Below are 18,526 nucleotides of genomic sequence, written 5' to 3'. Positions count from 1 at the left end.
AGTGAATGCGGACAGGAGCAGTCATGCCCGCACCCCGCCGACTGCCGACGGAACAGATAGAAAGTACAGAACTCGCCAGACCTGCCCACGGTCCCGTCGATTCGCCAGGTGATCCCATGATCGGTCGCATCCCCGTCCTGGACCTCGGCCCGCTCGTCGACTGCGGCCGAAGGCCCGTCAAGGCGGTGGCGGGAGAGACCTTCGAGGTCACCGCCACGGTCTTCCGCGAGGGGCACGAGGCCGTCGGCGCCAACGTCGTGCTGCGCGGCCCGGCGGGCCGGTGCGGCCCGTGGACGCCGATGACGGAGCTGGCGCCGGGCACCGACCGCTGGGGCGCCGAGGTCACCCCCGACCGCGAGGGCCGCTGGACGTACGCGGTGGAGGCGTGGGGCGATCCGGTCACGACGTGGCGGGAGCACGCGGTGATCAAGATTCCGGCGGGGATCGACACCGAGCTGGTGCTGGAGGAGGGCGCCCGGCTGCTGGAGCGCGCCGCGGCGGGGGTGCCGAAGACCGGCGGCCGGGAGGCCGTGCTGGCCGCCGTGGACGCGCTGCGCGACACCGGCCGGCCGGGCGCGGACCGCCTCGCCGCCGCGCTCGCCCCCCGGGTGCGGGCGGCGCTGGCCGCCCATCCGCTGCGCGAACTGGTCACCGCCTCCCGCCCGGTGCCCGTGCTGGTGGAGCGCGAGCGCGCCCTCTTCGGTTCCTGGTACGAGCTCTTCCCGCGCTCGGAGGGCGCGCAGCTGCGCGAGGGCCGGCCGCCGCGCAGCGGTACGTTCCGCACGGCCGCCCAGCGGCTGCCGGCGGTGGCGGCCATGGGCTTCGACGTCGTCTACCTCCCACCCGTCCACCCCATCGGCACGTCGTACCGCAAGGGCCCCAACAACGCCCTGAGCGCGGGGATTTACGACGTGGGCAGCCCCTGGGCGATCGGCTCCGCCGAGGGCGGCCACGACGCGGTCCACCCCGACCTCGGCACGGTCGAGGACTTCGAGCGGTTCGTGGCGCGGGCCCGGGAGCTGCGGATGGAGGTGGCGCTCGACTTCGCGCTGCAGTGCTCCCCCGACCATCCGTGGGTCGGCAAGCACCCCGAGTGGTTCCACCACCGCGCCGACGGCACGATCGCCCACGCCGAGAACCCGCCGAAGAAGTACCAGGACATCTATCCCCTCGCCTTCGACGAGGACTTCGACGGGCTGGTGGCCGAGACGCTGCGGGTGCTGCGCTTCTGGATGGCGCGCGGGGTGCGGATCTTCCGGGTCGACAATCCGCACACCAAGCCGGTGGTCTTCTGGGAGAAGGTCATCGCCGAGGTGGGCCGCACGGATCCGGACGTCCTCTTCCTCGCCGAGGCGTTCACCCGGCCCGCGATGATGCGCACGCTGGGCGCGATCGGCTTCCAGCAGTCGTACACCTACTTCACCTGGCGCACCACCAAGCGGGAGCTGACCGACTACCTGACCGAGCTGTCGCGGGAGTCCGCGGCCTGCATGCGGCCGAACCTCTTCGTGAACACGCCCGACATCCTGCACGCCTATCTCCAGGAGGGCGGCCGCGCCGCCTTCGAGGTGCGGGCCGTGCTCGCCGCGACGCTCTCGCCCACCTGGGGCGTGTACGCCGGCTACGAACTGTGCGAGAACACCCCGGTGCACAGCAGCAGCGAGGAGTACCTGGACTCGGAGAAGTACCAACTCCGCCCGCGCGACTGGGAGTCGGCGGACCGGGAGGGCCGCACCATCACCCCGCTGATCACGACCCTGAACAGGTTGAGGCGCCGTCAGCCCGCCCTGCGCCGGCTGCGGAACCTGCGCTTCCATGACGCCGACAACGAGGCCGTCATCGCCTACTCCAAGCGCTCCGGTTCCTCCTGCGTCCTCACGGTCGTCAACCTCGACCCCCACCACACCCAGGAGGCAACGGTCTCGTTGGACATGCCGGAGCTCGGCCTCGACTGGCACGAGTCCGTCCCGGTGCGCGACGAGCTCACCGGAGAGACCTATCACTGGGGCAGGGACAACTATGTGCGCCTTGAGCCGGGCCGTTCGATCGCGCCCGCGCACGTGTTCTCGCTGCGACCGTCCTCACCGATCGGAGGGTCACCCACACCATGATCGTCAACGAGCCCGTCCAGGACACCTTCGAGGACACTCCCGCGAAGGACCGGGATCCCGACTGGTTCAAGCGCGCCGTCTTCTACGAGGTCCTCGTACGGTCCTTCCAGGACAGTGACGGCGACGGCATCGGAGACCTCAAGGGACTGACGGCCAAGCTGGACTACCTGCAGTGGCTGGGCGTCGACTGCCTGTGGCTGCCGCCGTTCTTCCAGTCCCCGCTGCGGGACGGCGGCTACGACGTCTCCGACTACACCTCGGTGCTGCCGGAGTTCGGTGACCTCGCCGACTTCGTGGAGTTCGTGGACGCCGCGCACACGCGCGGCATGCGCGTCATCATCGACTTTGTCATGAACCATACGAGCGATCAGCACGACTGGTTCCAGCAGTCCCGCACCGACCCCGACGGACCGTACGGCGACTACTACGTCTGGGCGGACGACGACAAGCAGTACCAGGACGCGCGCATCATCTTCGTCGACACGGAGACCTCGAACTGGACCTTCGACCCGGTGCGCAAGCAGTACTACTGGCACCGCTTCTTCTCGCACCAGCCGGACCTCAACTACGAGAACCCGGCCGTGCAGGAGGAGATCCTGGCCGCCCTGCGCTTCTGGCTGGACCTGGGCATCGACGGCTTCCGGCTGGACGCGGTGCCGTACCTCTTCGCCGAGGAGGGCACCAACTGCGAGAACCTCCCCCGCAGCCACCAGTTCCTCAAGCGGGTGCGCGCCGAGATCGACGCGCACTACCCGGACACGGTGCTGCTGGCCGAGGCCAACCAGTGGCCCGAGGACGTGGTCGACTACTTCGGCTCCTACGACAACGGCGGCGACGAATGCCACATGGCGTTCCACTTCCCCGTCATGCCGCGCATCTTCATGGCCGTGCGGCGGGAGTCGCGCTACCCCGTCTCGGAGATCCTGGCCAAGACCCCGGCCATCCCCTCCCGCTGCCAGTGGGGCATCTTCCTGCGCAACCACGACGAGCTCACGCTCGAAATGGTCACGGACGAAGAGCGCGACTACATGTGGGCGGAGTACGCCAAGGACCCCCGGATGCGGGCCAACATCGGCATCCGGCGAAGGCTGGCCCCGCTGCTGGACAACGACCGCAACCAGATCGAGCTCTTCACGGCCCTGCTGCTGTCGCTCCCCGGCTCGCCGATCCTCTACTACGGCGACGAGATCGGCATGGGCGACAACATCTGGCTCGGCGACCGCGACGCCGTGCGCACGCCCATGCAGTGGACGCCCGACCGCAACGCCGGCTTCTCCTCCTGCGACCCGGGCCGGCTGTACCTGCCGACCATCATGGACCCGGTCTACGGCTACCAGGTCACCAACGTGGAGGCGGCCATGAGCAGCCCCTCCTCGCTGCTGCACTGGACCCGCCGGATGATCGAGATCCGTAAGCAGAACCACGCGTTCGGCCTGGGCTCGTACACCGAGCTGCAGTCGAGCAACCCGGCGGTGCTCGCCTTCCTCCGGGAAGCCCCCACCGGGGAAGGGGATGACGACCTGGTCCTGTGCGTGAACAACTTCTCGCGGTTCGCACAGCCGACCGAGCTGGACCTGCGGTCCTTCAACGGCCGGCACCCGGTCGAGCTCATCGGCGGCGTCCGCTTCCCGGCCATCGGCGAGCTGCCGTACCTGCTGACGCTCGCCGGCCACGGCTTCTACTGGTTCCGGCTGCGCCGCAACACCCCGCCGGCCGCCACCCCCTGAACCGGCACCGTGCGCGGCGGCCCCCGGTCCGGCCGCGCACGGGCGGTTTCCCCCGCCGGACCCTGGGCACCGGTACTACTGCACGCGGACGACCCGAAGAGGCCGCCCCCACCGCTCGGCCCGCAGGGGCCGGCACGGATGGCACGGCTGCACGTACGCACGGGCTGCAGGAACGACTGCAGCAGCCGCACGACACCGCACACAGGGGCCGCAGGCGCTGACCGTACGGACGATCCTCGCCCGACACGTCCCGCACCGCGCACTGACCGAAGCCGCAATCCGGGACACTTTGCCCAATCTGTCGTGTGCCCCGGGGAAAGGACGCGACGCATGTCGGACGCTGCACCGTTCCGCCGGGAGGCCGTACCCCGCCGGGGGGTGGCCCCCAACCCTCCGGCGCCGCCGGCCGCCACCGTCCCGCCCGCGGGTCCGCGCACCGACGGGGTGGCCGGCGACGGCCTGCTCGCGTCGCTGGCCCCGCTGCTCACCGAGTGGCTGCCCCGGCAGCGCTGGTTCGCCGGCAAGGGCCGCCCCCTCACCGGCTTCACGCTCGTCGCGGCCACCGAACTCCTGCACCACCACCACGGCTCCACCGCGCCCGGCCTGCTCCACCTCCTCGTCCGCGCCCAGCAGCCCGCGGCCGCCGGCGAGCCGGCGCACCGTCCGGCCCCGGCCGAGGACTGCTACCAACTGCTGCTGGGCATCCAGGACGTCCTGCCCCCGCACCTCGCGCCCGCCCTCATCGGCCGCCCCACGAGCGGCCCGCTGCGCGGCCGCACCCTCTACGAGGGGCTGGCCGACCCCCGGCTGGCCGCCCTCCTCCTGGAACGGCTGCGGGTGCCGGGACGGCTCGGGCCCCTGCGTTTCAGCCGCGAACCGGACACCACCATTCCGCCCGGTCTTGCGCCCCGGTTGCTGGGCGCCGAACAGTCCAACTCCTCGGCCGTCTACGGCGAAACGTATATCCTCAAGCTCTTCCGTCGCGTCGGCCCCGGCACCAACCCCGACCTCGAACTGCCCCGCGCACTCGCGACCGTGGGCTGCTCGCGCGTGCCGGCGCCCGCCGCCTGGTTCGAGGCCGAGGTGCCGCGGGCGCCCGGCACCCTCGAAGAGCCCATGACCCTCGGCGTGCTGCAGCCCTTCCTGCCCGGCTCCGCCGACGGCTGGCAGCTGGCGCTCGGCGCGCTCGCCACGCAGGCCGGCTTCGCCGCCTCCGCGCGCGCCCTCGGCCACGCCACCGCCGAGGTCCACCTGGCGCTGGCCGAGGCCCTGCCCACCGTCGTCCTGCGCCGCCCGCAGCTCGAACACCTCGCCGCCGGCATGATCCGCCGGCTCGACGCCGCGGTCACCGCGGTGCCCGCCCTGCGCCCGTACCGGCGGGCGCTGGGCGCGGCGTACGAGGAGCTCGCGGCGCTCGGCCGTGACGGGCGCACCTGGCGCGCCCAGCGCGTCCACGGCGACCTGCACCTGGGACAGACGCTGCGCACGGCCGCCGACGGGCGCTGGTCCCTCATCGACTTCGAGGGCGAGCCCGCGCGCCCGCTGGCCGAGCGCCGCCGTCCGCAGCCGGTGGCGCGCGACATCGCGGGCATGCTGCGCTCGTTCGACTATGCGGCGGCGGTCGGCCACGCGGCCGGCACCGGCTGGGCCGAACAGGCCCGGGCGGCCTTCTGCGAGGGCTACGCCAGCGTCCACCACGACCCGCGCGAGGACCCCCGGCTGCTGCGGGCGCACGAGACGGACAAAGCCGTCTACGAGGTGCTCTACGAGGCCCGTCACCGGCCGGACTGGCTCTCCGTCCCGATGTCCGCGATCCGCCGCCTGGCGGAGGCCGGCCGCCCGACGGGCGGGACGCCGGTATGACACCACCGCCCGCGCCACCACCCCCCGCGCCCCTGCCGAACGGATCCACGCCGACCGGAACGACGCTCCCGGAGGACCACCCGTGACCGCACGACCGCCCTTCAGCCCGCCCCCGCCTCCCGAGCCCCGACGGATCCCGGCCACGTTCCTGCCCACCCGGTCCGGCGCCCGCCCGACGCCTCCCGGGCGGCGGCCGGCGGCCGCCCCCGTGCCCGCTCCCGCTGCTGCGCCTGCGCCGCCCGGCGCGGGCGTGCGGCGTGCCGAGCCTCTCGACGGCGGCACGCGCGAGCGGCTGCTGCAGGGCGCGCACCACGACCCGCACGGAGTGCTGGGTGCGCACCCGGCGCCCGGGGGCGGCATCGTGCTGCGGGCCCTGCGCCCGTACGCCCGCTCGGTGGCGGTCACCGCCCCGGGCCTGCGCGCCGAGCTGTACGACGAGGGCGACGGGCTGTTCGCCGCGGTGCTGCCGCTGACCGGGGTCCCGGCCGGTTACCGGCTGGCGGTCGCCTACGCGGACGCCGAGCTGGAGATCGACGACCCCTACCGCTTCCTGCCCGCCCTCGGCGAGCTGGACCTGCACCTGATCGGCGAGGGCCGCCACGAGGAGCTGTGGCGCGCGCTGGGCGCCCGGCCGATGACGCACGCGGGCGTCACCGGCACCCGCTTCACCCTCTGGGCCCCGAACGCGCAGGGCGTGCGCGTGGTCGGCGACTTCAACTACTGGGACGGCACGGCCCATCCGATGCGCTCGCTGGGCGGCTCGGGGGTGTGGGAGGTGTTCCTGCCGGGCGTCGGCGAGGGAGCGCTGTACAAGTTCGAGATCACCCGCCCGGACGGCACGCACACGCTGCGGGCCGACCCGATGGCCCGGCACACCGAGGTGCCGCCGGCCAACGCCTCGGTCGTGCACGCCTCGCACCACCTGTGGCGCGACGGCGCGTGGATGGCGAAGCGGGGCGACCGGCCGGTGCACGAGGCGCCGTTCTCCGTCTACGAGCTGCACCTGCCGTCCTGGCGCCCGGGGCTGACCTACCGGCAGCTGGCCGAGCAGCTGCCCGCGTACGTCAAGGACCTGGGCTTCACGCACGTGGAGCTGATGCCGGTGGCCGAGCACCCCTTCGGGGGCTCGTGGGGCTACCAGGTCACGGGTTTCTACGCCCCCACGGCGCGGCTCGGCTCCCCGGACGACTTCAAGTTCCTGGTCGACGCCCTGCACCGGGCCGGCATCGGGGTGCTCATGGACTGGGTGCCGGCGCACTTCCCGCGCGACGACTGGGCGCTGGCCGAGTTCGACGGCCGGCCGTTGTACGAGCACCAGGACCCGCTGCGGGCCGCGCACCCGGACTGGGGAACGCTGGAGTTCGACTACGGCCGCAAGGAGGTCCGCAACTTCCTGGTGGCGAACGCCGTGTACTGGTGCCAGGAGTTCCACATCGACGGGCTGCGCGTCGACGCCGTCGCCTCGATGCTCTACCTCGACTACTCGCGCGAGGCGGGCCAGTGGTCGCCGAACGAGCACGGGGGCCGGGAGAACCTCGACGCGGTGGCGTTCCTGCAGGAGATGAACGCCACGGTCTACCGCCGCTGCCCCGGCGTCGTGACGATCGCCGAGGAGTCCACCGCCTGGGACGGCGTCACCCGCGCCACCCACCACGTGGGCGCCTCGGGCTTCGGCGGTCTCGGCTTCGGCCTGAAGTGGAACATGGGCTGGATGCACGACTCGCTGGAGTACATGACCAAGGAGCCGGTCCACCGCAAGTACCACCACGGCGACATGACCTTCGCCATGGTGTACGCGTACAGCGAGAACTACGTCCTGCCGATCTCGCACGACGAGGTCGTGCACGGCAAGCGGTCCCTGGTCTCCAAGATGCCCGGCGACTGGTGGCAGCAGCGCGCCAACCACCGGGCGTTCCTGGGCTTCATGTGGGCCCACCCCGGCAAGCAGCTGCTGTTCATGGGGCAGGAGTTCGCCCAGGGTGCGGAGTGGGCGGAGGGACACGGCCCCGACTGGTGGCTGCTGGACCCCTCGTACTCCGCCGAGCCCGACCACCGGGGCGTACGGGACCTCGTCCGCGACCTGAACGCGCGCTACCGCACGACACCGGCGCTGTGGGAGCGCGACACCGTGCCGGGCGGCTTCGCGTGGGTGGCCGGCGACGCGGCGGAGGACAACGTCTTCGCGTTCCTGCGCTGCGCGGCGGACGGCTCCCCCCTGCTGGCGGTCAGCAATTTCTCCCCGGTCGTCCGGCACGGCTACCGGCTGGGGGTGCCGGCGTGCGGGGAGGAATGGGAGGAGGCCCTCAACACGGACGACCTCCGCTACGGCGGCAGCGGCGTCACCACCCCGGACCCGCTGAAGACGGAAGCCACCCGCAGCCACGGCCACCCCCGCAGCCTGACCCTGACCCTCCCGCCCCTGGCCACGGTCTGGCTGCGGCCGGTGTGAGGCCGCCCGGCGGGCACCGGTGACGGCCCGGCGGCCGTCACCGGTGACGCAAGGGGTCAGTCCCGCGGACCCCTTGCCGCAACGGCCCGGTCGTGCAGGCCCCTGATCACCGCCTGCCAGACCACGCGGGGCAGTTCGGGCAGCCGGTCCGGCGGGCAGTCGACGAGCAGCTCGTTCAGCACCGCGCACTCCACGGTTCCTTCCGGAGCGGCCGCCAGTCCGCGCAGCAACGCCCCCGCCTCGTCGGCGTACCGCGCGGCGTAGGGCTCCAGCAGCCAGCCCAGGAGCCACGAGGCCACCTTGGCCTCCCTGCGCAGGTGTTCCTCCCGCTGCTCCCGGCCGGACGGGGCCGGGGAGTGCAGCAGGAAGTTCCGCCGGTGCAGGCCCACGGCCAGCCAGGCGACCTCCTCCTCGGACCGGGGAATGTCGCCCAGCGTCTCCAGGACGAAGTTCTGGGCCTTGTAGGGCAGGTGCACCGTAAGGATGTTCAGCAGATCGACGTCGCTCGTCCCGAGCAGTCTCTCGTGTGTCTGCTGCCGGTACTGCTCGATCGCCACGTCGCTGCGGGCGATGTACTTCAGACGATCGATCAGGTCGCGGACTTCTGTGGCCGTCAGGTTCTGGCGAGGAGGCTTCGAGGTCCGGATCTGGGGCTTGCCCCGTCTGCCGCGCTTCCTGTGCTGAGGGGACGGCGGGCGGTCGAGGAAGGAGGGCAGCACATGGCTCTGGGCGTACCCTCCCGTGTCCGCGGGGGCGAACAGCGGGGGCCGGGCCGGCAGCGGCGGCACCTGCTCACGGACGTACATCTCGCGCGCATCGCCCGCCCCGTCGGGGGCGTACGCTCCGGCATCCGGCTCCCGCTCCGGCTCGGACCCAGGCGCGGGCTGCGGCTCGGGCTCAGGCCCCGGCTCCGGCTCCGGCTCACGCGTCGGCACGTACCCCGACTCCCACGGGCGCCACTGCGCGGGCTCGGCTTCACCCACGGGCTCCGGCGACCGCTCCGGTTCGCGCTCCGGCTCCGGTCCGGGCTCAGGGTCCGGCGGTGGCTCCGCTTCCGTGGGCCGCACGGCCGGCTCCGGCTGCGGGTGCGGCTGCGGGTGGTACGGCCACTCCGGCGGGCGCCGGGCCGTCGACGGCTCGGGCCGGCGGCCGTCCAGCGCGGCCGCGACCGCCTCGTAGCGTGCCTCGTCGCCGAGGGCCCGCGGGTCGAGGTCCCTGGCCAGGTACAGCGGATGGCGGTAGTCGCCCGAGCCGCCGGTGGCCGCGATGTGGGCCAGGTAGTGGCGTACGAGACGACGGGCGAGCCCGGCGGCGGTGTCGGGGCCGGGGTCGGTGAGGTCGATACGGCGAAGGCGTAGGTCCGACTCGTGCGAGAAGCGCCAGTGCGGGACGAAGACGACGCGGAGGCCGTGGGAGTCCACCGTGTCGTGCGTGGCGTAGGTCCAGCTGCCGCGCAGCCACCTGCCGAAGACGTCGCACAGGCCGAGCAGGACGGGCAGTGCTGCGTCCGGTGGCCCGGCGGCCCCTGCCGGCACCGGGAGGGCGGGAAGTTCCGTCGTCCGTGCCGAGACGCGGTCGGCCGGGGTGCGCAGCAGCTGGGCCACCAGGCACTCCAGGGGGCGGCCGACGAGCGCGACGGCCGGTGCCAGCCGCTGCTCCGCCGCGTCGGCCCAGGTGCCGAGCAGACCGTGCGGGACCGTGTCGAGGGGGCCCGTCACGCTGTCCGCCCAGCCGTCCTCGGCCCAGGGTGCGGCGCCGAGGGCGATGCAGAACCTGGGCTGCAGCAGCTTGGGCGGGGCGACCAGGGCGTGGCAGACGGTGCTGCCCCTGCCGTGGGCGTCCTCCCCCGGGGTCCGGCGCAGCAGCACCGCCTTTCCGGCCCATCCCAGCCGGACGGTGCTGGGCCGCTGTTCCCCGCCCATCACCCGCAGGATGGCGCCGAGCCGGTCGGCCATCGCATGGGCCTGGTCCTCGTCGCAGGACTGGGCGACCGCCGCGATGCCCGCCCGCCCGGTACGGTTGCCCGCCCACCGGAAGACCACCTGGTCGACCCGCTCCCCCGGGGCCCGGTCCGGCGGTCGCGGTGGTCCGTACGGCGACATCCGCGCTCACATCCCCACGGCGGCCGGGCCGTCGGTGCCGCCGTCGCCGAGGACGCCGCACATGGCCAGCACCGACACCAGCGGTTCGAGCACCCGGCGCGGACTCGTCCCGTGCACGAACCTGCCGTGCCGGTCGTGGCTTCCCGTGGCCGACGCGAAGTGCAGGGTGCAGCGCAGCACGGTGTCGAACGGCCGGACCCACGCCGGTCCTGCGTGGTGGCGCAGGAAGGCGTACGCGTCGCGGCTCTCCTCGCGGAACCGGGCGGCGGAGACACGGGCGGGCGGCGGTTCGGCGAGCCAGCGGTCGACGGGGGGCTCGAAGCGCAGCAGGTCGCACTTGTTGACGACGACGGCCGCGGCGACGCCGTGGTACGGACCGGTGCGGGGCAACCGGTCCAGGACGGTCTGGAACGCCGGGTCGCCGCCCCGGGTGTGGCTGAGCTTGGTCTCGCCGCGCAGCGGGTCAAGATGGGGCAGGGGCAGCGCGCGCAGCGGGTCCACGACGAAGATCAGCGCGTCGATACCGAGCAGGAAGCGCAGCAGCTCGTCGGTGCGCCGCAGGTCCTCACCGCCGAGGTCGAAGAAGGCCACCGGGCGGGTGGCCCCGTCGGGTCCGGTGAGCAGCACGGCCTCGACGAAGGAGGCGAACGAGGTGGAGGCGGTGTGCTCCAGCATCTCCCCCGCCCGCAGCCGGTCCACCCGTTCCGTCATGAAGGCGCTGTGCTCCTGCGGATTGACGGACTGCCAGGTGATCCCGTACCGCTCCAGTCCGCTTTCCGCGATCTCGGCGATCATCTGGGTCAGCAGGTGCGTCTTGCCGGTGGCCGAGTCGCCGACCATGGCGACGGTCAGCGGGCTGCCGTGGGTCAGGTAGGGCACGGGGATGAAGTGGGGCGGGACGCCGTCGGTGTTGCGACAGCGCTGGTAGGCGGAGCGCAGGGTGTCGAAGCGGCGCAGCGCGCTGGTGTGACGGCTGAGGTCGACGGTCACGTACTGCTGCCGGTCGTCACGGACGAACAGCTGCCGCTCGTCGAAGGAGACCGGCTCCAGGCAGAACGGGCAGAGCATCTCCTGCGGCGCGCCGGCACCGCCCGGCGGGGGAATCGTCGTCATCGGCGTCGGTCTCCTTCGGGGCCGGAGGTGCCGGACGGGCCGGCGCCGCCTCCGTAGAACCAGGTGCGGGGTCCCCTGCGCCGGGGGGCCTGTTCGAAGCCGGTCGCCGGCCCGCCGTCCGGGCCGTACGGCGGCAGGGGCGGGGGCACGGGCTCGCCCGGTGGCCGGGGCGGGCGGGGCAGGGAGGCGTGCTTGCGGCGCAGCGCCTCGTCGAACTCCCGGCGGTAGGGGTCCAGGGGGTCCGGGACCCCCGTGGTGAGCAGGGCGGCGCCCGCGTCGGGCATGAGCCGGCCGAGGAGTTCGGCGGCGGTGGGGCGGTCTGCGGCCCGGGGGGCGAAGACCGGGGCGAGGGTGTGGGCGAGGGTGTGGTGCCGGGCGAGGTCGGGAGCCGGGCCGTCGGGGTTGCCCGGACGGCCGGTGACCAGCTCGTGGAGCAGCTGTCCGACGCTCCACAGGGCGTCCCGGGGGTCGACGGCGCCCACCCCGGCCCGCTGTTCCGGCGAGGCGTACGGCGCCACTCCCCACGGGGTGCGGGGCTGGCCGGTCCTGGCCACGGAGCCGAGGTCCCACAGCTGCAGGCGGCGGCCGTCCCAGCGGACGGCGGGCGGCACGATGCCCCGGTGGACCAGCCCGGCGGCCGCCATGAGTCCCACCGCCAGCACCAGGTCGCGTTCGATGGCCCGCTGGTCGCTGGTGGACACGCCCTGGGTGAGCGCCGACAGCGGCCGGCCCCGGGGGGCGGCGTACAGGATGAACGGCTCGGCCGCGTTCATGTCGTGGCCGAGGGGCACCGGGAACAGGCCCCGGAAGCGGGTGCCCCCGTAGGCGCGGTGCAGGGCCAGCGCGGCCGACGTCTCCGCCTCCAGCAGGCCGTGGACCAGCCGGTTGCCCGCCTCGGCGGCGGGCAGCCGGACCTGGAGGCCGCGCCGGTCGCCGTCCAGCCGGACCGGCCGGGCCACGGCGGGCGGGCGCACCAGGCGCGGCCTGTCCGGCCCGAGTCCGACGAGCAACCGGCGCACGGTGCCTTGGGGGGAGACGAACGCCAGCTCGGTGTCGGCCTCCCTCGGTTCGTTCCGCTCCACTTCGTCCTCTCTCCCCGCCCCTGGTGCGTGGGCGGTCACGGGCCGGTCGTCCCGGCGGTCATGCGCCATGCGGGCCCCCGCCGTCGTCGTCCGGATCGTCGTCGGCCCGGGCCCACACGGCCTCCACCGTCCCGGCGCGCAGCGGGGTGAGCCGCACGGCGCCGACGAAACGGCCCGAGGCCGTCCACACCACGCCCTCCGTCCCGTCGTGGGGGCCGCCGTCCGCCACGGGCGGGCGAACCGCCTCCGGGGCGAACCTGATCAGCCACGTGGCGGCCGGATCCCGGCTGAGCAGTGCCAACTGTGCCGGGGAGCAGAGCGGTTGCAGCCGCCGGGCGAGCAGTTCGGGGGCCAGTGCCTCCCGCAGCCGCTGCGGCCCGACGCCGAGCAGCGACACCGGATCGCCGCGCCGTCTCTCCCGCTGGGCGAACGGCGGCACCGCCACCACGCCGTTGCGGCTCAGGTGCCGGTGGGCGGCGTCGACGGCCTGCCGTACGGCCTGCTCCGGCGTGGCCGCGTGGGCGTCGGCGGGGCCGGCGAAGCCGTGGGGCCCGTCCATGTCCCAGTGGCGGCGCAGCGCGTCCGCGGTCGCGTCCGCCAGATCGGCCACCAGCGTGTCCAGGAGCTCCGGGCCCCCTTCACCGGTGCCCGGGTCGAGCCAGCCCGGGGCGGACTCCGCCCCGTACGCGCCGGTTTCGCCGGCCGGGCCCGGGGCGGGGTCGACGGTGGGTGCGGACGCGGTCCAGCCGGGTTCGTCCAGCCAGTCGCCCTCTCCTTCGCCCCCGTCCCAGTCGTCCGCCTCCCCCTGCCCGTCCGGCCCTGCCGGGCCGCCGGCGGCCGTGCGCAGGGCGCCGGCGAGGGACCGGGCGCCGTCGGCGCACCGGGTGCGTTCCTCGACGGCCCACCACTGCTGCCGGACGGCGTCGGCGAGCAGGGCGTCGACGCCGTCGAGCCCGGCGGCGATGCGGTCGGCACCGGTGGCGGCCCACCAGGCGTCCACCGCCCGCGCCCACCGCCTGGAGAGCAGCACGAGCGTGCCGGGCACGCTGAGCAGCAGCCCGGCGAGCGCCGCCCAGGGCGGTACGTCCACCGCCGCGCCCAGCGCCAGGCCCCCGGTGGCGCCGAGGACGGCGGCGGCGCTCTGGGCGGGCCAGGCCGACGACATTGGGCCGCCGGCCGCCCGGTTGGGGCGGGCGCGGGCGGCCAGCAGATGGCCGGTCAGCAGCAGCGTGAGCGGAAGCAGGCACAGGAGGGTGCCGGGCCAGGGCCACAGGGCGGCGGCGAAAGCGAGGACGGCCACGGGCACGAGCGGGCCGGGCCCGGGGCCGGCGAACCGGAACGGGTGGCCGGTGGTCACCGAACGGGCCGGGCCGGGCGGGCAGCGCTCCGCCAGCTCCGGCAGCCTGCCGCCGGCCGGCAGCGGGGCGAGCCGTTCCGACAGCGCGGTCAGCCGCCCGGCGACAGCGTGCAGGTCGAGGCCCTCCCCCAGCATGCTCAGGGTGTACCGGCCGAGGTCGTCCTCGGCGGACCCCGGCCGCTCCCGGCCCTCGGGCGGCAGCGTGATCCCGGCTTCGGCCAGCACCTGCCCCGCCTGGCCGGCGGGGATGCCGAGCCCGCCGCTGTCCCGCAGCACCCCGGCGACCAGGTCCCGGTAGCGCCCGAGCGCCCGGGCGGCCTCCTCGACGGCGCGGGCCAGCCGTCCCGCCGCCGGGCGCCCGTCGTACAGGCCGCTCGGCCGGGCCAGTGCGGAGCGGGCCCGGTCGGCGTCCCGCAGCGCCTGCCCGCAGGCGCCGTGCGCCGCGTCGGCCGCGCCGCCGGGCACGCGGAACCGGTCCGCCGCCGACCGGGGCCCGCCGTCGGCGAGTTCGGCGAGGCGCCCGGGAAGGTCCCCCGGCCGGAGGTCCGGGGCGTCGGCGGCGACCGCCTCCCCGGTGAACCTGGCCAGTGCGGCGTCCCAGGCGTGGGCGCGGGCCGCCGGGGACAGATCGTGTTCCAGGACGCGGACGGCCGGGGCGGCCGTCGAGGCCGGGCAGCGCCGCAGCCCCGCGAACACCCGGTCGAACACCTCGGGGGTGCGCAGCAGGTCGGTCAGGACGTGGAGGGCGGCACCCTCGCGGCGGCCGCCGGGCTCCCCGCCCCTGCCGTCACCGCCGCACGGGTCGGCAGCCCAGAGCACCCCGGCGCCGGCGGAGCGCAGCACCGAGGCGAGCCGCAGCCGATGGTCCTCCCGGCCCTGCGGCAGGTCTCCGACGGCCAGGCACACCACGCGGACGGAGCCGAGGGTCGGGTAGCCCATGACGCGTTCGTACGCCGTGGCGTGGCCGGTCAGTCCGGCGGGCGTGTCGACGACGAGGAAGCGCAGGTGTTCCGGCTCCTCGTCCCGTTCCCGGCGCAGTTGGCCGGCGACCGTCTCGCGCAGCCGGGCGTGGTCGGCGGGCCGTTCGTCCGCCGAGCGGAAGTCGACCACCACGACGGCTCCCGCCTCGGGGTCCGGGTCGTTCACCGGGTGTCCCCTTCCCAGGTGCCACGGCTGGTGCCGTCCGCCGGTTTGCCGGCCCCGTCGTCGTCCCAGTCGGCCTCTCCGTCGCCGCCCGAGACCTCCCAGGGGACGGACGACTCCGCACCGGCCCACGCGCCGTCGTCCCGCGGCTCGTCCGTAAAGGCGGGGTACTGCAGTCGCCCGGCCCCCGGCGCCGGCGGAGCGGAGGCGGCCCGGCCGGCGGTCGGCCCGGCCGGATGCCCGGTGGCGCGGTCCGGCGCCGGTTCGGGGGCGCGCTCGCGCGGGGCGCCGTGCGAAGCTCCCGTCCCCTTCGGTTCCGCGTGCGGGCCGCCCAAAGCGGTGTCGCGGGTGACCCACTTCTCCAGCTCCCGCAGGTTCGGCCGCACGGCGCGCCGGCCGTCGGGGAAGGGGAGGTCGAGGGCGCGGGGGAGCGTGCCGGCCCAGAACTCGCGCAGGGGGCGCACCCATGCGGCGACGCTCTCGCCGAAGTAGCGCTCGCGCTCGGCCAGCAGTTCGACCTGCCGGGGCGCGATCTCGCCCACGAACCTGAGGTACAGGGGCGAGGGCCGGCTGCCGGAGGACGCCAGCCCCTCCGGCAGCACCGTCATCAGCTCGCGGCTGTAGTCCTCGACGGTCCGCTCGCCCGCACCGGCCTCGTCGAGCAGGGCCCATCGTTCGTAGGCGCGCAGCAGACCGGCCCAGCTGGACACCTGGTCGCCGTCGTCGTCACCGCGGTCGTCCAGGCGCAGCACGATGGCGGGGGCGTCCAGGCCGGTTTCGTCGTGCAGCCGGACGCGGACCCTGAGGGGGGAGGCAGGGTCGCCCTGGTAGTCGATCTGGCCGTTCCACATGGCGCACAGCAGCCGGTGCAGGACGTGCTCGCGGTCCTCCTCGGTGCTGGCCAGCCAGTCGTCGCGGTAGCCGAGTCGCTGCCGCCAGGGCAGCATGTCGTCCGGTCGCGGCCCGTCCTGGGCGCGGGCCCACTGGCGCAGCACGTTGCGGGCCTCGGGCACCTCGGCGACGCTCATCTCGCTGCGGAAGAGCACGACCGTGATGGAGTCGGTCTCCACGCCCCGGCACTCGATGGTGCGCCGGCCGTCGCGCGGCAGGTTGAGCGTCCGCTTCAGATAGTCCTCGACCGCTTCCCTGCCGGTCGTCAGGGGGTAGGTGATGAGCACCTTGAGGGGGCCGTTGCCCTCGGGGGTGAACGCGGCCGGGAGCAGCCCCACGAGCTTGATCCGGAACTGCTCCAGCGCACTCTGGCTGACCTGCTCCGCCGCCTCCGCGTCCCCGGCGGCCGCCGCCAGCAGGGTGCCCAGGCCGGGCATCAGCGGCCGGGAGCGGTGCAGCCGGCCGCCCTCGGCGAACAGCCGCTGCACCCGCGCTCCGAGCACGCCCTTGACCGTGGCGACCGCGGCGGCCGGCCTGCGGCGGCCGAGGCCGAAGGCGGACTGCCAGTGGTCGGCCTCCAGGAGCCGCAGCAGCAGCGCGCCCTCGTCGTCACCGTCCCGCAGGCCCTCGCTCTCGACGAGCCGTTCCATCAGGTCCTCGTAGAACTCGCCCAGGCTGGCCTGCGGCGGCAGCAGGTACGACACCCCGGTGCGCTCGTCGTACAACTCCTTGACCTGCGCGTTGTAGGCACCGCGCTCCTCGTCGAGGGAGCCACGGAATGCCTCCACGAGCTGGCCGAAGTCGGCCCGCAGTTCGTTGGCGGCCGGTTGCCAGTGCTGCTCCTGGGCGTTCCAGGCACGGTGCCAAACGGCCCGGACCCGCCACTGGTACCAGCGGTTCTGCTGTTCCAGGACGGCCACCACGGCCTCGTCCCCCCAGCGGGGCCGGGACAGGCCGCCGAGCCGCCCCCGCACGCGCGGCACGGGCGGCGGCTGGACGGTCACGTCCGGCGGCCGGGCGGGCTCCTGGCGGCGGTTGTCCAGCACGCCGAGGAAGCCGAGCCGGGCCACCGGGTCGGAGTCGTCGGGTATGCCCCGGACGACCCCCTCCAGTTGGAACAGGTCGATCCGGCGCAGCATCCGTTCGGCGGCCGAGCGGGGGGCGAAGCCGTCGGCGAGGACGGCCAGCCTCCTGGTGACCCGGCGTTCGAGGTCGTCGAGGAGGCGCAGCATGTCCTCGACACGGTTGCGCAGGGCCTGCTCGATCTCCGGGCCGCCCCGGGGCACGGTGACGGGCTCCGGCACCACGATGGCCTCCCGGCGCCACAGCTCGCTCAGCCCGCACTCGTCGAACATCTCGCGCACCAGGGGCGCGGTCTCGGTGGTGCGGGGCCGGGTGCGGTCCAGCAGCCGGGGGACGGCCCGGGCGAGTACGCGGGCGGAGACCAGTTCGGCCAGTTCGTCGAGCGGGGCGGTCATGGAGGCGACCAGGCTGGTGGAGACGCCCCGGTGGCCGATACCGGTGGCCGACCGGGTGCGCCGGGTGACGCCCCGGTTGATGAAGTTGGCCGCGAAGGTCTGGTAGTCGTCGTCGCCGTGGCCCGGGCCCTCGCCGAGCTCGGTGCCGACGAGCGACATCACCAGGGAGACGATGGAGCGGCGCAGGTCGTCCGGGCGGATGCCGGCGGTGCGGCTGAACAGGAAGGCGGTGGGCACCATGCCGGCGCCCAGCCGGATCGGGTACGTCTCGGGGTAGCGGATCCGCAGGGCGTCCGGGTGCTCCGTCTCGCCCAGGTCCGCCTCGGCGTCCGGCACGTTCTGCTCGTCGACGAGCCGGAAGAGGTCCACCACGGCACGGGCGGCGTTGAGCTCGGCCGCCCGCCCGCCGCCGCTCTCGGGGAGGAAGGCGGAGGGCATGACGACCAGCGGGTAGATGCGGGCGCCGGTGAGGTTCTTCTCCTTGAACGCCTGGCCGATCAGGTGCAGGTAGTCCAGGAAGATCCCGGCGCCGGTGCCGCCGGCCACGGAGAAGGCGACGAAGACGTCGCAGCCGTTCAACGGCCCGCCGCCGAGCTCCTCCAGTTCGCCGCCGGAGCGGCTGAGCGCGTCGATCGCCTGGCGCAGCGGCTCGGCCACCGGTCCGGTCCCGTTGCGCAGGGTGCCGAACAGCGCGGCCCGGCCGACGGTGGGCAGCTGGCCGGCGCCGTGGCGCAGCGGGGTGACCTTGGGCTCGCCCTCGCGGGGCGGCAGCCAGCCGGCCGTCTCCCTGCGGAGCGACGAGCGCAGCATCCGGGTCACCTTCGGGGAGCTGTCGTATTCGGCGGGCAGCAGGTCGTGGGTGGCCCGGGCGGTGCGGGCGTACGCCTGGCGCAGGGTGCGGTCGGCGCTCAGGTGCGGCAGCCGGGCGAGTTCGTTCTCGCTGTAGTCGGCGTACACGAACTGCAGGCAGTCGGGCAGCTGGTGGCGCAGCCGGCGGCCGCCGGCTGCGAGCCGGGTGCCGTCGGGGCCGCAGAGTTCGGCGCGCAGGCGGCGTTCGAGTTCGGCGCCGACCAGGCCGCCGGTGCCGCCCAGGCCGACGAAGAGCATCGGCTGGAAGAGTCTCATCGTTCTCGTCCCCCTTTGCCGGGGTGCCGTCCTGGGTGCCCCGGCCGTTCGTGGTCTGTCGTCGAGTGGGTGGGCGCGCCGGGGC

Annotated in this window: 9 protein-coding genes; 4 read left to right on the top strand and 5 right to left on the bottom strand. The window is 74.5% G+C overall.

Features of this window, described 5'->3' with window-relative positions; all coding sequences use genetic code 11:
• The first annotated feature begins 116 nt into the window (after positions 1–116).
• The 4 genes from IE182_RS12735 to glgB all read left to right on the top strand — a co-directional run bounded on the left by IE182_RS12735 (position 117) and on the right by glgB (position 8,150).
• Positions 117–2,111 (top strand): alpha-1,4-glucan--maltose-1-phosphate maltosyltransferase, encoded by a 1,995-nt coding sequence (locus IE182_RS12735; RefSeq protein ID WP_190109880.1) that lies wholly within the window; start codon positions 117–119, stop codon positions 2,109–2,111.
• A complete protein-coding gene (treS, locus tag IE182_RS12730) occupies positions 2,108–3,838 on the top strand; it encodes a maltose alpha-D-glucosyltransferase (RefSeq protein WP_190109879.1) in 1,731 nt (576 codons plus the stop codon). Before IE182_RS12735 ends, treS begins: the two co-directional genes overlap by 4 nt.
• Positions 3,839–4,168: 330 nt before the next feature.
• The gene (locus IE182_RS12725) at positions 4,169–5,701 is read left to right on the top strand and encodes a maltokinase N-terminal cap-like domain-containing protein (RefSeq protein WP_190109878.1); all 1,533 of its coding nucleotides are present in this window, start codon (positions 4,169–4,171) and stop codon (positions 5,699–5,701) included.
• An 82-nt stretch (positions 5,702–5,783) separates the two neighbouring features.
• Complete coding sequence (gene glgB / locus IE182_RS12720) at positions 5,784–8,150, top strand: 1,4-alpha-glucan branching enzyme (RefSeq protein ID WP_229844763.1); 2,367 nt, start codon at positions 5,784–5,786, stop codon at positions 8,148–8,150.
• Between the two features lie 56 nt (positions 8,151–8,206).
• On the opposite strand, the gene IE182_RS12715 is transcribed toward glgB, so the two are convergent.
• The 5 genes from IE182_RS12715 to IE182_RS12695 are packed head-to-tail and all read right to left on the bottom strand — an operon-like array spanning position 8,207 to position 18,441.
• Positions 8,207–10,252: a hypothetical protein gene (locus IE182_RS12715; RefSeq protein WP_190109877.1), complete on the bottom strand. Its 2,046-nt coding sequence runs from the start codon at positions 10,250–10,252 to the stop codon at positions 8,207–8,209.
• A 6-nt stretch (positions 10,253–10,258) separates the two neighbouring features.
• Entirely contained in the window at positions 10,259–11,365 is a 1,107-nt protein-coding gene (locus tag IE182_RS12710) for a hypothetical protein (protein ID WP_190109876.1), read from the bottom strand.
• Positions 11,362–12,447, bottom strand: a complete 1,086-nt coding sequence (locus tag IE182_RS12705) for a protein kinase family protein (protein ID WP_190109875.1) — start codon at positions 12,445–12,447, stop codon at positions 11,362–11,364. The genes IE182_RS12710 and IE182_RS12705 overlap by 4 nt, the downstream gene beginning before the upstream one ends.
• A 58-nt stretch (positions 12,448–12,505) precedes the next feature.
• On the bottom strand, positions 12,506–14,950 hold the full coding sequence (locus IE182_RS12700; RefSeq protein ID WP_190109874.1) for a hypothetical protein: 2,445 nt from the start codon (positions 14,948–14,950) through the stop codon (positions 12,506–12,508).
• Complete coding sequence (locus IE182_RS12695) at positions 14,947–18,441, bottom strand: tubulin-like doman-containing protein (RefSeq protein WP_190109873.1); 3,495 nt, start codon at positions 18,439–18,441, stop codon at positions 14,947–14,949. Before IE182_RS12695 ends, IE182_RS12700 begins: the two co-directional genes overlap by 4 nt.
• Positions 18,442–18,526 lie beyond the last annotated feature (85 nt).

The organism is Streptomyces cinnamoneus, assembly GCF_014650495.1.
Taxonomy (GTDB): Bacteria; Actinomycetota; Actinomycetes; order Streptomycetales; family Streptomycetaceae; genus Streptomyces; species Streptomyces cinnamoneus.
This window is presented reverse-complemented; position numbering and strand designations above follow the sequence as displayed.

What these genes read in the sequence shown, in the direction of transcription:
- treS (WP_190109879.1), top strand. Translation starts at nt 2,108, where the DNA reads ATGATCGTCAACGAGCCCGTCCAGGACACCTTCGAGGACACTCCCGCG.
- IE182_RS12735 (WP_190109880.1), top strand. Translation starts at nt 117, where the DNA reads ATGATCGGTCGCATCCCCGTCCTGGACCTCGGCCCGCTCGTCGACTGC.
- IE182_RS12715 (WP_190109877.1), bottom strand. Translation starts at nt 10,252, where the DNA reads ATGTCGCCGTACGGACCACCGCGACCGCCGGACCGGGCCCCGGGGGAG.
- IE182_RS12695 (WP_190109873.1), bottom strand. Translation starts at nt 18,441, where the DNA reads ATGAGACTCTTCCAGCCGATGCTCTTCGTCGGCCTGGGCGGCACCGGC.
- IE182_RS12710 (WP_190109876.1), bottom strand. Translation starts at nt 11,365, where the DNA reads ATGACGACGATTCCCCCGCCGGGCGGTGCCGGCGCGCCGCAGGAGATG.
- IE182_RS12725 (WP_190109878.1), top strand. Translation starts at nt 4,169, where the DNA reads ATGTCGGACGCTGCACCGTTCCGCCGGGAGGCCGTACCCCGCCGGGGG.